This is a genomic window from Microvirga sp. 2MCAF38, from assembly GCF_052115485.1.
Lineage (GTDB): Bacteria > Pseudomonadota > Alphaproteobacteria > Rhizobiales > Beijerinckiaceae > Microvirga.
In genome coordinates this window covers 768,051-782,747 of the sequence record NZ_JBFRGU010000001.1, presented here as the reverse complement: position 1 = coordinate 782,747, position 14,697 = coordinate 768,051, and the positions used below count along the sequence as shown (strand labels likewise).

Below are 14,697 nucleotides of genomic sequence, written 5' to 3'. Positions count from 1 at the left end.
TTCAAAACAAGAAAAATGATAACGAACGTATCAAACGTTCAATACAGGGGACGGCTTGCCTCAAGCAGGCTGATGGAGGACCGCATGGTGCATGAGAGCCGAGCCGGCTCCGTGGGGGATGCTGCGTTCCAGGGCGACGAGCCCGTCGCCCGCATTGAGAATGCGGGTGGACGTTCGCCGATTCTGCTCATCTGCGAACACGCCTCCAATCGACTCCCCGCACGATACGGTACCCTCGGCCTCGGTCCTCAGGAGCTTCAAAGCCACATCGCGTGGGATCCCGGCGCTCTCGGGGTGGCGATGGGGCTTTCTCGCCTTCTCGACGCGCCTTTGATCCATGCGACAGTGTCCCGTCTCGTGCTCGATCTCAACCGCGATCCGTCCGCGCCTGATTCGATCACCGTTTTGAGCGAGCACACGGAAGTTCCGGGAAATCTCAATCTCGATCCTACTGAGCGCGCGCGCCGCGCCCGGGAAGTTTACGCGCCGTTTCATGACGCGGTCGATGCCTTCGCCGATGCGCGCAAGGCGGCGGGGCTGACTCGATCCGTCATCTCGATTCACTCCTTCACCCCCGTCTACAGAGGCGTTCAGCGTCCCTGGGAGATCGGGCTGATCTTCAATAACGACGCGCGTTATGCCCGCGATGTCGAGGCGGGTTTAAAGCGTGACCCTGCACTCACTGTGGGCATGAACGAACCCTATTCTCCGGCGGATCGGGTGTTTCACACCCTTGAACGCCATGCCGAGCGGCGCGGCCTTGCCCCGCTCATGATCGAAATCCGCAACGACCTGATCCGCACGGAAGACGGACAGGCGTCGTGGTCTAACCGTCTTGCGCCTCTTTTGAGGGAGGGAGCGCAGACGCTGTGACGACAGCCATGGCGCGAGGTGTGCCATGGCTCAGAGGTCAGACTTATTCTTGGAGGAAGAGTCGATGTCGGTCGGACAAGGGAGTACGGGGGTTCAACCCTCAGCCGGAGCGCAAGGCGCTGCCGGCATTACCTACACCAAAGTAGACGATAGTTATTTCGAAGCCCGCAAGCTGAAGCGATACGCACGCGTGTGGTCGCTCTGGGCGCTTGGCGTCGGGGCGGTGATCTCGGGCCATTATTCGGGCTGGAATCTCGGCTTGGCGCAGGGCTACGGCTCGATGCTATTCGCGACGATCATTATCGCGACGATGTATCTCGGGCTGACCTTCTCGCTCGCCGAGATGTCTCCGGCGCTGCCGCACACGGGCGGTGCGTATTCGTTCGCGCGCACGGCGATGGGACCGTGGGCGGGTTACATCACGGGCATCGCGGAGAACATCGAGTTCGTTCTCACCCCGGCCGTGATCGTGTTCTTCATCGGCTCCTATCTCTCGGCGATCTTCGGTACGGCGCCCGAGTTCCAGCCCGTCTACTGGATCTTGTCCTACGCCTTGTTCGTCGGGCTCAACATCGTCGGCGTCGAACTCTCGTTCAAGGTCACCGTGACCGTGACCGTGATGGCGCTTGCGGTTCTCGTCGTCTTCTACCTCTCGGTTCTGTTCTCCGGTAAGCTCGACTTCGCTCACTGGGCGCTGAACATCGGTGCGGACGGCGCGGAGCTCGCGAATGGCGGCGGACCGTTCCTGCCGTTCGGTATCAAGGGCATCTTCATGACCATGCCGTTCGCGGTGTGGCTGTTCCTTGCCATCGAGCAATTGCCGCTGGCAGCCGAAGAGTCGCACGATCCGCAGAAGGATATGCCGAAGGGAATCATTCTCGGCATTCTGACGCTCATCGTCTCGGCGTTCCTCGTGACCTTCCTGAACACGAGCATCGCGCCGGGTGCGGCAGGCCTTGCCAAGTCGGGTGAGCCTCTGCTCGATGGATTCCGCACCATCTTCGGTTCGGACATCGCGAAGATCCTCGCCGCCATCGCGGTGATCGGCCTTATCGCCTCGTTCCACACCATCATCTTCGCATTCGGCCGGCAGATCTATTCACTCTCGCGGGCGGGTTACTTCCCGAGCTTCCTGTCGGTGACACACGGCAGTCGCAAGACCCCGCACGTGGCATTGATCGCGGGCGCGGTGCTCGGTCTTCTGGTGATGCTCATCATCTGGTTCTCGAAAGGTGCTGAAGCGGGTGCGAACGTCATCGGTGGAACGCTGCTCAACATGGCGGTGGCAGGGGCGATGCTGGCCTACTTCATGCAAGGCATGTCCTACATCACCCTCAAGAAGAAGTTCCCGAACATCCACCGGCCTTACAAGAGCCCGTTCGGAAACGCAGGCGCACTGGTGTGCATGATCATTGCGGCAATCACGCTGTATTTCCAGTTCACGGATCCCGTGTTCCAGAATGGCGTGCTCGGCGTTGCCATCTACTATGCCGTCATGATGGCATACTTCCTGATCTGGGGTCGCCATAAGCTCATTCTCTCCCCCGAGGAGGAGTTCGCCGTCACCAAGGGCGAGGGCGAATACAAGTCCCATTGACCATTCGGGGAGCGCATTCGTGCGCTCCCTTTTCTTCTTCATATCCGTTAGGTTCTCGGCATGAACGCCCCCACACCCCGTATGGACATACCCAAAATCGAGACGGCCGCCGATGCCGCGGCTTATGTGCGCAGCCGTGACCTGCCCTTCGTGAAGATCGGCATCGTCGATGTCGATGGCATCATGCGCGGTAAATACATGGCGCGTGACAAGTTCGAATCCGCTCTTCAGAACGGTTTCGGCATGTGCGACGTGGTTCTCGGCTGGGATTCGAACGACCAGCTTTACGACAACACGACACTCACCGGTTGGCACACTGCCTATCCCGATGCGACCGCGCGTATTCTGCCTGATACGATGCGTCTCATCCCGTTCGAGAATGATTTACCGTTCTTCCTCGCCGAGTTCGATGGCTATGCCGAAGCGGCGTGCCCGCGCGGTGTGCTGCGGCGGGTGTTGAAGAAGGCGGAAGACATGGGTTTCGCCGTCTCGGCGGCGGCGGAATTCGAATTCTTCGTGTTCGAGGAAACGCCGCATTCGGTGCGCGAGAAGAACTATCGCAACCTGAAGAACCTCACACCGGGCTTCTTCGGCTATTCGGTGCTGCGTTCCGGCGTGCACTCTGAATTCTATCACGACCTTCTCGAACTCGGCACAAAAATGGATTTCGAGATCGAAGGCCTTCACACCGAAACCGGCCCCGGCGTTCTTGAAGCGGCGATCCGCGTCGACGAGGCGCTCAAATCCGCCGACAAGGCCGCCCTGTTCAAGACCTACACCAAGATCCTCGCCCAGCGTCGCGGCTTGATGGCGACCTTCATGGCGAAGTGGTCGCGCGATTGGCCGGGACAGTCAGGTCACCTCCATGCTTCGCTGAAAGACACCAAAACCGGCAAGGGCGCATTCTACGATCCCAAGAAGCCGCACAACATGTCCGACACCATGCGCTGGTTCGTCGGCGGTCAGCAGCAGCTGATGCCGGAATTCCTGTCGATGGTGGCCTGCACGGTGAACAGCTACACCCGCCTCATCCCGGGTTATTGGGCGCCGACCGATTCCGCCTGGGGCGTGGAAAACCGCACCACGGCGCTTCGGGTCATTCCCGGCTCGGAGAAGTCGCAGCGCGTGGAGTATCGCGTCGCGGCAGCCGATATCAATCCTTACATCGCGCTTGCCGCCGCCATCGGGTCCGGCCTATGGGGCATCGAAAACAAGGTCGATCCGGGTGAGCCGATCCAGGGCAATGCCTATGCAGTGAAGCACCCGAAGAAGCGAGCGCTGCCGCGTTCGCTCGGCGAAGCGGCAGAACGCCTGAAGGCGTCGAAGCCTGCGCGCCAGCTTTTCGGCGACACCTTTGTTGACCACTACGTGGCAACGCGCGAATGGGAAGAACGAGAGGCCCGCAAGGCCATCACCGACTGGCAACTCGCCCGTTATTTCGAAATCATCTGACGAGAAGGATCCGGAGAGGCGTCGATCTGTCTCCCCGGATCACTGCGACACTTTATGAGGAGAAGGCTATGGTCCCGATTGGGATCATTGCCATTCAAGAGAGCATCATGGCCGAGACCGATATCGTCTGTATCTCCCCCGTCGACGGGCGCGAACTTGTCCGCCGTCCCATCATGTCCGAGGCCGCCATCGGCGCCGCTATTTCGGCGGCGCGCGAGGCGCAAGCCAAGTGGCGTCATGTGCCGCTGACGGAGCGCACCGCAAAAGTGCTCGGCATGCTCGACGCGCTGGTTGCCATGAATCAGGAAGTAGTGCCGGAAATCGCGCAGCAGATGGGGCGTCCGGTGCGTTATGGCGGCGAGTTCCGTGGCGTCGAAGAACGCGCGCGCTACATGGTGCGCATTGCGGAAGAGAGCCTGAAGGCGATTCCGGCCGACGACCCGAAAGAGGGCTTCCGCCGCATGATCAAGCGCGAGCCCGTCGGCCTCGTGCTTGTCGTAGCACCCTGGAACTATCCGTACCTGACAGCCATCAATACCATCGCGCCTGCGCTCATGGCCGGTAACGCGGTTCTGTTGAAGCACGCCTCGCAGACGATCCTTGCGGGCGAGCGTTTTCAGGCGGCGGCAGATCGGGCCGGGCTGCCGAAGGGCCTGTTCCAAAACCTCGTTCTCAGCCACGACCAGACGAGCCGCATTCTCGGCGAGGGTCTTGTCGATCACTGCAATTTCACCGGCTCTGTTTCCGGCGGCAAGTCCATTGAGCGCGCAGCGGCTGGTTCCTTCACCTCGCTCGGACTCGAACTCGGCGGCAAGGATCCGGCCTATGTGCGGGCGGATGCGAATATCGAGAACGCTATCGAGAACCTCGTCGACGGCGCGTTCTTCAATTCGGGACAATGCTGCTGCGGTATCGAGCGCATCTATGTGCACGAGAGCCACTATGATCGCTTCGTCGAAGGCGCGGTCGATCTCGTGAAGAAGTATGTGCTCGGCAATCCGCTCGATGAAGCGACGACGCTTGGCCCGATGGCGCATAAGCGCTTCGCCGATCTCGTGCGCCAGCAGAATGCGGAAGCGGTAGCGAAGGGTGCAAAGGCGCATATCGACACCAAGCTTTTTGCAGCTGATGTTGGGACCACTGCCTATCTCGCGCCGCAGGTGCTGACGAATGTGGATCATTCCATGAGCGTCATGCGCGAAGAAAGCTTTGGCCCCACTGTCGGCATCATGAAGGTGAAGGGCGACGAAGAGGCGATCCGCCTCATGAACGACTCGCCCTACGGCCTCTCCGCTGCCATCTGGACCTCTGACATCGATGCGGCGGAAGCCATCGGCGACAAGCTTGAAACCGGCACCGTCTTCATGAACCGCTGCGACTATCTCGATCCCGCACTCGCCTGGACCGGTGTGAAGGATACGGGTCGCGGCGCAAGCCTCTCGAAGCTCGCTTACGAATCCCTCACCCGTCCGAAATCCTTCCACCTCCGTCAGATCTGAGTTTGAACGCTATGACCGTTTCTCCCCGCTCCAACTGGAACTATCCAACCCCCGTGCGCTTTGGCGCGGGCCGCATTTCGGAACTCGCGGAAGCCTGCAAGTCGGTCGGCATGAATGCGCCGCTCATCGTCACCGATCCGTTTCTCGCAACCCAGCCGATGACGAAGAATGCGCTGGAAGCCTTGAAGGCTGCTGGCCTCAAGGCTGCGATTTTCTCCGACATCAAGCCGAACCCGGTCGAGACCAATGTCTATAAGGGCCTTGAAGCCCTGAAGGCGGGCGGTCACGACGGCGTTGTCGCCTTCGGCGGCGGCTCGGCGCTCGATGCCGGTAAGGTCATCGCCTTCATGAAGGGCCAGACGCGTCCCATGTGGGACTTTGAAGACATCGGCGATTGGTGGACGCGCGCGGACCCCAAGGGCATCGCGCCGATCATCGCCGTGCCGACGACGGCGGGCACGGGCTCGGAAGTCGGGCGCGCCGGCGTCATCACGCAGGAAGCGACGCACACCAAGAAGGTGATCTTCCACCCATTGATGATGCCGAAGATCGTGATCTGCGATCCGGAACTCACGGTCGGCATGCCGCCCCACATCACGGCGGGCACGGGCCTCGACGCGCTCGCGCACTGCATCGAAGCCTATTGCGCGCCGGGCTATCACCCGATGGCGGACGGCATCGCGGTGGAAGGCATCCGCCTCGTGAAAGAATACCTGCCGCGCGCCTACAAGGACGGTAAGGATATCGAAGCGCGTGCGCAGATGATGTCGGCCGCCGCCATGGGCGCTACCGCGTTCCAGAAGGGCCTGGGTGCGATCCACGCGCTCTCGCACCCGACCGGCGCGCTCTACGACACCCATCACGGTCTCACCAACGCGGTCTTCATGCCCTACGTGCTGGTCTTTAATCGCGCTGCTATCGAGAAGAGGATCGAGCGTCTTGCGGCCTATATCGGCCTGCAGCCGACCTTCCAGGCCTTCCTCGACTGGGTGTTGCAGCTGCGCAAGGATCTCGGCGTGCCGCACACACTTGAGGGCTTGAAGGTGGATAGCGCCCGCTTCGACGAAATGTCGGAGATGGCTCCGAACGATCCCACCGCCGGCGGCAACCCGGTGCCGATCAACAAGGAAAGCGCGCGCAAGCTCTTCGAGAACGCGCTGGCGGGTGTGATGTAAGTCGCACGACGCATTTGTTACGAACGCTCGACGGCGTCCCTGGACTTGGGGACGCCGTTTTCATTTCGTAGCCTGATGGGAGATTGCTTTCGCTATCCGCGTCAGCGCTTTATGCAGCGGCTTTCGTTGCGGGAGACTTGCGCTGCGCCCGCAGTGGCTTCAGGACCTCGGCCCACTTATAGAGTTCGTCGAGCATGGTCGCCGCTGACGTCTTGTAGATGTCGATGGGGTTGAGATTGCCGTTCTCGTCGAGGTTCTGGAAGACCATCGGCATGGGCACGCCTTCGGGGATCGGCATCATCTTGAGGGTCGTCACGATCTGCTTCTCAACCTGAACCGCCCGCAGGCCACCCGAAATGCCGCCATAGCTCACGAAGCCCGCAGGCGCATAATTCCATTCCAGCGACAGGTAGTTCAGCGCGTTCAAGAGGGAAGGAGGCGGGCCGTAATTGTATTCCGGTGTGACGAAGACAAAGGCATCTGCGGATTTCACGCTTTCGGCCCAAGCCTTGGTGTGGCTGTTCTTGTAGTTCTGCCGCATCGGATGCTCAGGTTCGTCGAAAAGCGGCAGGTTGAAATCCGCAAGATCCACGAGAACCGGTTCGAACTTGCCGTGCTCGCCGGCGTATTCGTTGAACCACTTGCCGACGCTGGGACCGACGCGTCCGGGGCGCGTGCTGGCGATGATCGTGTGAAGCTTGAGCGACATTGCGTCTCCTGAGTTGCACTGTAGCGAACTTGTATTTAAGTTCTGCTTTGTAACCAAGGATCATTAGGTAACTTTTGGCCTTACTCGCAAGGAGGCACTTTCTTGTCACCCAGTTACACGCATGTGCCTAACCATTGCCGAACCGTGACGGAAATCCTGTCGCGGGTCGGCGATAAATGGAGCGTTCAGGTTGTGGTGCAACTTGGCGATGGGCCCAGGCGCTTCAACGAGTTGCGGCGTAATGTCGAAGGCATCTCGCAGCGCATGTTGACGCTCACGCTCCGCAGTCTCGAGCGCGATGGCCTCGTGACGCGAACGGTCTATCCGACGATTCCGCCTCGCGTGGATTACGCTCTCACGGGGCTGGGTTGCTCTCTGCTCAATGCTGTGAGGGGGCTTGGAGCCTGGGCCATCGAAAAACGGGACGAGATTCTGGAAGCCCGACGCCGCTTTGACAATGCGGGCTCGAATGACGTCGAGCGTGACGAAGGACGCTCTGACGCGGCCTGAAGTCCTGCTTACGCGGCAACTCGCTCTTCGAGAACATCCCAAAGGGCACGAGCGGAGAAGTCCTCGATGGTGCGATCAGCCCCGACAGCCTTCAATTCCTCGGCGGGCACGCCGGTGAGAATGCCGAAGGAGTAAATGCCCGCGCCTTTCGCCGCTTTCATGCCGGAAGGCGAATCCTCGAAGGCGATTGCTTCATCGGCCGTGATGCTCAGCCGTTCGAGAGCCGTGAGATAGGGCAGTGGATCAGGCTTGCCGCGCGCCACGTCCTGGCTCGTCACAATAACGGAGAAGGCATCGCTCAATCCCAGAACCTCAAGCATGTGCTTGGCATTGAGAATGGGCGCGTTCGTCACGAGCGCGATCTTCAAATCACGCTTTTGCGCCCAAGCCAGAAGGCCGAGCAAACCGTCCAGCGGCGAAAGTTCAGACGAGATCCGGCGGAATGCGGCCTCTTTCTCATCGGCAAGATCGCGATGCTCTTCCACGGAATGATCGGGCAGGAGGCCCCCGAAAATCACTTCGTTCGTGCGGCCGATGATGCGGGAGCGATAGACTTCGTCATCGATCACGACCCCTTTGGGGCCCAACACTTCGACAAAGGCGCGTAAATGCAGCGGATCGCTGTGCACCAGGGTTCCGTCCATGTCGAAGATCAGGGCTTTGAGCATTGAGGCCATCTCGCCGGAGCGCCAGCGTTTTGAGTGTGGGTCGTGGACTTACTTGAAAACTGTCGTGGACTTACTTGAAAACTGAGGAAGCGGCGAGGTCAAACGGAATGCGCCGCATTCCGCTCAACCCAGCTATGCGAGCCCGCGCGTTCCTTATTGGGGAATGATGGCGACGCCGCGTTGCTTCTCGAACGTCACACCGACCGACGTACCCGGCTCAATAGGTTCCTTGCGGCCATATTGAACGACGAAGAGATCGCCTATGCTGGTCTCCACGTCGTATTCCACCTGCGTGCCGAGATAGGAGGCCTTCTTGATGCGCCCGGTGATACTCGAGCCTTGCGAGGCTCCCTCGTCGAGGACAATAGCGTCCGGGCGCACAGCAAGCTTGACGGCGCCGGGCTTCGTGCCGCGATGGGGGAGATCGAGGCTCAACGCGCCGATCTTCACCTGTGCTTGCGCACCCTTAAGCTCGACGAGCGTGCCCTCGATGATGTTTGCATCGCCGATGAAGTCGGCGACGAACAGATCGGCCGGCTCTTCATAGAGTTCGCGTGGCGTGCCCGTTTGAGCGATGCGTGCGTTCGACATGACGATGATACGGTCGGAGACGGCAAGCGCTTCTTCCTGATCGTGCGTCACATAGGCAACGGTGAGGTTGAGGCTCTGCTGCAATTCGCGAATGTCCTCGCGGACGCGGCGGCGCAGCTTGGCATCGAGGTTCGACAAGGGTTCGTCGAACAGAAGAACCTGCGGCTCCAGAACGAGCGCACGCGCGACGGCGACGCGTTGTTGCTGTCCGCCGGAGAGTTCGGAGGGTGCGCGGCGCTCCAGCCCCGAGAGACCGACGAGACCGAGCTTTTCGATGGCCATCGCCTCAGCCTGCTTCTTCGGCACGCCTTGCACACTGGGGCCATAGGCGACGTTCTCCAGCACCGACATATGCGGGAAGAGCGCATAGGATTGGAACACCATGCTCACGTCGCGATCCGCGGCTGAAAGCCGTGTCACATCGCGTCCACCGATAAGAATTTGTCCTTCGCTTGCCATCTCTAAACCGGCGATCATGCGGAGCGTCGTGGTCTTGCCGCAGCCCGAGGGGCCGAGCAGCGTCACCAGCGTTCCGGGCTCGATGGTGAAGCCGACGGAATCGACCGCCGTGACTTCGCCGTAGCGTTTCGTCACGTTGCGAAATTCGACCGAGGCCGCCTGCTTTTTGGAGGGGGAGGAGCGGAGGAGGGGAGAGTTGGAAGACATCTGGTTCATGGCGCTGCTTGAACGGCGATGGGGTTCGTGTTGGTGCTTACGCTGCGGCGGCCGAGGCGGCGTTCGCCGACGGCCAGCTGGATGCCGAGAATGGCGACCAGCATGACGAGAATGAGCACGGTGGAATAGGCGATGGCGAGGCCGAATTCGCCGGCTTCGACGCGGCCGACGATGTAGGTCGTGGCCATGTTGTATTCGGCGGTGACGAGGAAGATCACGGCGCTGACGGCCGTCATTGCGCGCACGAAGGAATAGACCAGCGATGCGACGATGGCGGGGCGCAGCAGCGGCAATACCACACGACGCATGGTCGTCGCCGAACGCGCGCCGAGTGTCAGAGAGGCTTCGTCCAGGCTCTTGTCAATCTGGCTCAGCGTTGCGATGCCCGAACGCACGCCGACCGGCATGTTACGGAACACAAAACACATCACAAGGACGAAGCCCGTGCCGGTGATCTCGATCGGCGGCACGTTGAAGGCGAGGATGTAGGAGACGCCGACGACGGTGCCTGGAATCGCGAAGCTGAGCAACGTGCCGAACTCGAAGGCGCGCTGGCCGGAGAACCGCTGGCGGGTCAGCAGATAGGCCGTGAGAATGCCGATGACGGCTGTCAACGGCGCCGACAAGGCGGCGACTTTCACGGTGGCGAAGAACGAGTTCCACGCCGATCCGGAAAAATAGAAACCCCAATCCGCTCGTTCGACGCGGAATGCGGTGATGAAATGATCGAGCGTCGGCGTGTAGTCGCGGCCCATGGAACGGACGAACCCGCCGATCACGATGATCACATAGACTGCGACGGTGAAGAGGGCCCACGGAATCGCGGTCGCGTAGGATGCGATTGCGACGCGGCGCGGGAGGGGAAGCGAGATGCCCGCGTCTCCCTTGCCCGTGACCGTGGTGTAGACCTTTTTCCCGAGCCAGGCATGCTGCAGCCAGAATGCGCCGAGCGTGAAGGCGAGTAGGACGATCGAGAGGACGGCTGCGCGACCCTGATCTTGCTGGGCGCCGACGACCGCGAAGAAGATCTTGGTCGAAAGCACTTCGTAATTGCCGCCGAGAACCAGCGGGTTTCCGAAATCCGCCAGGCTCTCCACAAAGCCCAACAGGAAGGCGTTGGCGAGGCCAGGACGCATCAAGGGCAAGGTCACAGTGGCAAAGGTGGTCCAGCTTTTCGCGCGCAGTGTCTGGGAGGCTTCTTCAAGCGTCGGGCTGATGCCTTGCACCACGCCGATGAGAACGAGGAAGGCGATGGGGGTAAAGGCCAGTAATTGTGCAATGAACACACCAGGCAGACCGTAAATCCAGCGCGAGCGGGGAATGCCGAACCACTCGAACATCACCGTCGACATCGCGCCGGAGCGACCGAAGAGCAGGATCAGAGCGAGGCCGATCACAAAAGGCGGCGTGATGATCGGCAACACGCTCATCAGACGCAGGACACCCTTGAAGCGAAAACCGGTTCGCGTTGCGATCAGAGCAAAGGCAAGACCGAGAAGCGTTGTGCCGAAGGCGACGAGAAGGCCGAGGAAAAGGGTGTTCCACGCAACGCCGCAACGCAGATCGCTGGCGAGGCAATCGAGCCCCCAGACCGAGCGATCGATGAATTTCGCGAAGAATTCGAGCGGCGCGAAGTTGCCGGCGTTATCGGCGAAAGCGCTCGCGAGAATGGTCGAGACCGGAAAGAAGACGAAGACGACGATAAGCGCCATGATGACGCCGATGGACGAAGTCACGAACGCATCGCCGCGGCACCAGCCGCGGGCCGCGACACCGTGGCAGAGGATGAGCAGGAAGGCGGTCGCGGTAAGCGTCGCGCCGTAGCCCATGCCGGCCTGTTTCGGTCCGGGAGCGCCGAAAAGGTTTTTGAGAGCTTCAAACGTCCAGCCGTTCAGGCCGATTGTGAACCCTTGGAGGATGATAAGTGCCAACCCCAGCAGGCCGGCCGCGATCACCCAGTCGGCATCCGTCTGGCGTGAGCCTCCGGTCAACGGACGCAGGGCGATCAGAAGAGGGGTGAGAATAGGCAGAAGCCACCAGGCTCCCTTCAGGCCGAGCACAAGGCCCGATCCGCCGACGAAATATTCGGCGAGTGTCGGAGTGGCCGTGCTATCGAAACCATACCAGGGCAGAAGAGCATAGCCGATCCAGCCGAGGATGATCCAACCAAGGGTAGCCCGAGACATATTCATACTCACAGAGACCTGAAACGACGGCTTGCCGCTCGAGGGCACGCAGCGTCTCAGTGTTTGGCTTGTGTTGGAAATTGAACCGGCGGAGCGAAGGACGCCCCGCCGGAAATAGGCGTAGAGAGAAGATCCTACTTCGGCAGGTTCTTCACTTCGTTGTCCCACTTGGACAGCAAGCGCTTGCGTTCGTCGGACGAGCCGTACTTCGCGAAGTCGAAGTTGATCAGCTTGATATCCGCGAGCTTCGGCGCTTCCGGCGGAACCGGCGTCGCCTTGTTGGACGGCACCTGGTACGATTTGGTTTCAGCACCAATCTTCTGCGCTGCGGGCGTCAGAGCCCAGTCGTAGAACTTCTTCGCGTTGTCGAGGTTCTTGGCGCCCTTGATGAGCGACATGGAGCCGATCTCGTAGCCGGTGCCTTCGCACGGAGCGACGACCTTGATCGGGGCCTTGTCGACGACCATCGTCACGATGTCGTGCATGAAGGCGATGCCGACAGTGGTCTCACCGAGCGCCATGGCCTTCGCCGGAGCTGCGCCCGACTTGGTGTATTGGTTGATGTTCTTGTGAACGGCCTTGAGGTAATCGAAGCCCTTCTCCTCGCCCATCAACTGAATGATGGTGGCGAGCAGCGTGTAAGCCGTGCCCGACGAGTTAGGATCAGCGACCTGCACTTCGTCCTTCAGTTTGGTCGTGAGAAGGTCGGCCCAGCATTTGGGTTCCGGAACACCCTTCGACTTCACGAGTTCCGTGTTGTAGCCGAAGCCCAGCGCTCCCGAATAGATGCCGACGGTCTTACCTTTGGACTGTTCCCACTGGCGCACCGCCCAATCCTGCAACTCGCCCATTTTCGGCGACTTGTATTCGACCGTCAGACCCTCTTCGGCAGCCTGCATGTGCGGGTCGCCAGTGCCGCCCCACCAGATGTCAGCACGGGGATTGGCCGCTTCTGCCTTCACCTGCGCGTAAACCTCGCCGGCGCTCTTGCGGGTCATCGAGACCTTGATGCCGGTCTCGCGCTCGAAGGCGTTGACCATGCCGCGGCACCATTCTTCCTGCACGCCGCAATACATAACGAGCGCGCCCTGCGCCTTGGCCGTTCCCGCCGAAGCGAACGAGAGCGCCGTGACGACGCCCGCGAACATGCTCGCGGCGACAAGATTCTTCCGAAGTTTCATCAATGATCCTCCCATGACGAATTGAAATGTTATTCTTGTTGGCCGGCTAAGTTCTATGCAATGATCTAGCAGGTCAAGCCTTTTAAACGTGTCTTTTAGGGCAGATCACACATTCTGCGGACGGTGAGAGGGGATCTAAACTCCGGGAACGGCTCGTTGCCAATCCTGATTTTCCCCTCGTTTTAATGCGGGGCGCAGGTTCGCCCTTCCGCAGCGTGCTCCCTTTTAGTCTGTCCACCGGCATGTTTCAGATCTCCAGAGAGCTTAAGTTGTTGTCATACATTCATATTTCACGAGTAGAATACCCGGGTTCGATGCATCCTTGAAAAACAGGAGGTTCTCAAAGCGCGGATTATCTGATTCTTTGATTAGCCGGCTTCAGGCAGACTCTTTCCGAAACCCTCAACAAATTTCCCGACCGACAGGATGCCCAAGGCTCTCAAGACTCTCCCAAAGACCGAAATCGCCCAGGTGGCGGCGCTGCCCTTTCGCGTGACCGGCGGAAAGGTAGAGGTGCTGCTCGTGACGTCCCGTGAGACGAAGCGCTGGTTGATTCCGAAGGGGTGGCCGATGAAGGGCAAGAAGCCCTACAAGGCGGCCGCGCTGGAGGCGGCTGAGGAGGCGGGCGTCAAAGGAGCGATCAAGCATAAGCCTCTCGGGTATTACGAATATTGGAAACGCCGCACCGAACATTTCGATTTGTGTCGAGTCGATGTTTATCCGCTCGAGGTCTCAAAGCAGCTTAAGACGTGGCGAGAGAAGGGCCAGCGCGAGCAGCAATGGTTCGATGTGGAGGAGGCGGCCCACCATGTGTTGGAGCCCGCTCTCGCCGAACTCATCCGCAGATTGCCGCTGCATCTCGCCCCGGCCGTCAGTGTCGAGGCCTAAGACGTCTCAAATTCTCATTTACCATACGCGCTTGTGAGGCGCGTACTCCATCCCTATAGCGGGAAAGGGGCGAGCGTCGTTGACTCGACGGCGAGCGAGCGCGATGCAGAGTTTGCATGATCGTCTGGGAGCGCGAAATGGCCAAAGCCCCGTCCGTCGTTGCGGTGAACCGCAGCGCGACGCATTCTTTCAGCAAGGCGAATGAAGACAGCATTCGTCTTATCGCCGGGCTCGGCGTCGAAGGGGACGCTCATTCAGGCGAAACGGTCAAGCATCGCTCGCGCGTCGCGCAGGATCCGACGCAGCCGAACTTGCGTCAGGTGCATCTCATCCACGCCGAGCTTCATGACGAATTGGCGCAGGCGGGCTTCACGGTCGCAGCCGGTGAGATGGGTGAGAACGTCACGACGCGGGGCATTGATCTGCTAAGCTTACCGAAAGGTGCACGGCTCCGTTTCGGCGGCGAAGCGGAGATCGAAATCACCGGCTTGCGGAACCCATGCGCCCAGCTCGATCGGTTCCGGAAAGGCCTGAGGGCAGCGGTGCTGGACCGTGATGAAGAGGGCCACCTGATCCGCAAGGCCGGCGTGATGGGGATCGTGCTGGCGGGCGGCGAGGTGAAGCCTGGCGATCCGATTCATGTGACGCTTCCCGCGCACCCATATGAGCGGCTTGAGCGAGTTTGATTTTCTT

The 14,697-nt window shown here is 60.4% G+C and carries 13 protein-coding genes; 8 read left to right on the top strand and 5 right to left on the bottom strand.

All coding sequences use genetic code 11. The features are described from left to right. The first annotated feature begins 84 nt into the window (after positions 1-84). From AB4072_RS03680 to AB4072_RS03660, 5 genes are all read left to right on the top strand, one after another. A complete protein-coding gene (locus AB4072_RS03680; protein WP_441965542.1) occupies positions 85-873 on the top strand; it encodes an N-formylglutamate amidohydrolase in 789 nt (262 codons plus the stop codon). Positions 874-937: 64 nt separating this feature from the next. After that, positions 938-2,470 (top strand): amino acid permease, encoded by a 1,533-nt coding sequence (locus AB4072_RS03675; protein WP_441965541.1) that lies wholly within the window; start codon positions 938-940, stop codon positions 2,468-2,470. Between the two features lie 60 nt (positions 2,471-2,530). Further along, positions 2,531-3,922 carry a glutamine synthetase family protein gene (locus tag AB4072_RS03670; protein ID WP_441965540.1) on the top strand — a complete coding sequence of 464 codons (1,392 nt, stop codon included), beginning with the start codon at positions 2,531-2,533 and terminating at the stop codon, positions 3,920-3,922. A 107-nt stretch (positions 3,923-4,029) separates the two neighbouring features. Next, positions 4,030-5,421 carry an aldehyde dehydrogenase family protein gene (locus AB4072_RS03665; protein ID WP_441965539.1) on the top strand — a complete coding sequence of 464 codons (1,392 nt, stop codon included), beginning with the start codon at positions 4,030-4,032 and terminating at the stop codon, positions 5,419-5,421. An 11-nt stretch (positions 5,422-5,432) separates the two neighbouring features. Further along, the gene (locus tag AB4072_RS03660; RefSeq protein WP_441965538.1) at positions 5,433-6,596 is read left to right on the top strand and encodes an iron-containing alcohol dehydrogenase; all 1,164 of its coding nucleotides are present in this window, start codon (positions 5,433-5,435) and stop codon (positions 6,594-6,596) included. 109 nt (positions 6,597-6,705) lie between these two features. Here the strand turns inward: AB4072_RS03660 and AB4072_RS03655 are convergent, their stop codons facing one another. After that, the gene (locus AB4072_RS03655) at positions 6,706-7,305 is read right to left on the bottom strand and encodes an NADPH-dependent FMN reductase (protein WP_441965537.1); all 600 of its coding nucleotides are present in this window, start codon (positions 7,303-7,305) and stop codon (positions 6,706-6,708) included. 102 nt (positions 7,306-7,407) lie between these two features. Here AB4072_RS03655 and AB4072_RS03650 point away from each other — a divergent pair, with 102 nt between their 5' ends. Then, complete coding sequence (locus tag AB4072_RS03650; protein ID WP_441965536.1) at positions 7,408-7,815, top strand: winged helix-turn-helix transcriptional regulator; 408 nt, start codon at positions 7,408-7,410, stop codon at positions 7,813-7,815. 8 nt (positions 7,816-7,823) lie between these two features. On the opposite strand, the gene AB4072_RS03645 is transcribed toward AB4072_RS03650, so the two are convergent. From AB4072_RS03645 to AB4072_RS03630, 4 genes are all read right to left on the bottom strand, one after another. Next, the gene (locus AB4072_RS03645; RefSeq protein WP_441965535.1) at positions 7,824-8,483 is read right to left on the bottom strand and encodes an HAD family hydrolase; all 660 of its coding nucleotides are present in this window, start codon (positions 8,481-8,483) and stop codon (positions 7,824-7,826) included. 153 nt (positions 8,484-8,636) lie between these two features. Continuing rightward, positions 8,637-9,740, bottom strand: coding sequence for an ABC transporter ATP-binding protein (locus AB4072_RS03640; protein ID WP_441965730.1), 1,104 nt, complete (start codon positions 9,738-9,740; stop codon positions 8,637-8,639). A 5-nt stretch (positions 9,741-9,745) separates the two neighbouring features. Beyond that, positions 9,746-11,935, bottom strand: a complete 2,190-nt coding sequence (locus tag AB4072_RS03635; RefSeq protein WP_441965534.1) for an ABC transporter permease — start codon at positions 11,933-11,935, stop codon at positions 9,746-9,748. A 134-nt stretch (positions 11,936-12,069) separates the two neighbouring features. Then, entirely contained in the window at positions 12,070-13,116 is a 1,047-nt protein-coding gene (locus AB4072_RS03630) for an ABC transporter substrate-binding protein (protein ID WP_441965533.1), read from the bottom strand. Positions 13,117-13,542: 426 nt separating this feature from the next. Here AB4072_RS03630 and AB4072_RS03625 point away from each other — a divergent pair, with 426 nt between their 5' ends. After that, entirely contained in the window at positions 13,543-14,004 is a 462-nt protein-coding gene (locus tag AB4072_RS03625; protein WP_441965532.1) for an NUDIX hydrolase, read from the top strand. 137 nt (positions 14,005-14,141) lie between these two features. Beyond that, a complete protein-coding gene (locus AB4072_RS03620; protein ID WP_441965531.1) occupies positions 14,142-14,690 on the top strand; it encodes an MOSC domain-containing protein in 549 nt (182 codons plus the stop codon). Positions 14,691-14,697 lie beyond the last annotated feature (7 nt).

Bases quoted from the DNA above. Each gene is read 5' to 3' on its own strand.
- AB4072_RS03635 (WP_441965534.1), bottom strand. From the start codon at position 11,935: ATGTCTCGGGCTACCCTTGGTTGGATCATCCTCGGCTGGATCGGCTAT.
- AB4072_RS03625 (WP_441965532.1), top strand. From the start codon at position 13,543: ATGCCCAAGGCTCTCAAGACTCTCCCAAAGACCGAAATCGCCCAGGTG.
- AB4072_RS03620 (WP_441965531.1), top strand. From the start codon at position 14,142: ATGGCCAAAGCCCCGTCCGTCGTTGCGGTGAACCGCAGCGCGACGCAT.
- AB4072_RS03655 (WP_441965537.1), bottom strand. From the start codon at position 7,305: ATGTCGCTCAAGCTTCACACGATCATCGCCAGCACGCGCCCCGGACGC.
- AB4072_RS03675 (WP_441965541.1), top strand. From the start codon at position 938: ATGTCGGTCGGACAAGGGAGTACGGGGGTTCAACCCTCAGCCGGAGCG.
- AB4072_RS03670 (WP_441965540.1), top strand. From the start codon at position 2,531: ATGAACGCCCCCACACCCCGTATGGACATACCCAAAATCGAGACGGCC.
- AB4072_RS03630 (WP_441965533.1), bottom strand. From the start codon at position 13,116: ATGAAACTTCGGAAGAATCTTGTCGCCGCGAGCATGTTCGCGGGCGTC.
- AB4072_RS03660 (WP_441965538.1), top strand. From the start codon at position 5,433: ATGACCGTTTCTCCCCGCTCCAACTGGAACTATCCAACCCCCGTGCGC.
- AB4072_RS03680 (WP_441965542.1), top strand. From the start codon at position 85: ATGGTGCATGAGAGCCGAGCCGGCTCCGTGGGGGATGCTGCGTTCCAG.
- AB4072_RS03640 (WP_441965730.1), bottom strand. From the start codon at position 9,740: ATGTCTTCCAACTCTCCCCTCCTCCGCTCCTCCCCCTCCAAAAAGCAG.
- AB4072_RS03645 (WP_441965535.1), bottom strand. From the start codon at position 8,483: ATGCTCAAAGCCCTGATCTTCGACATGGACGGAACCCTGGTGCACAGC.
- AB4072_RS03665 (WP_441965539.1), top strand. From the start codon at position 4,030: ATGGCCGAGACCGATATCGTCTGTATCTCCCCCGTCGACGGGCGCGAA.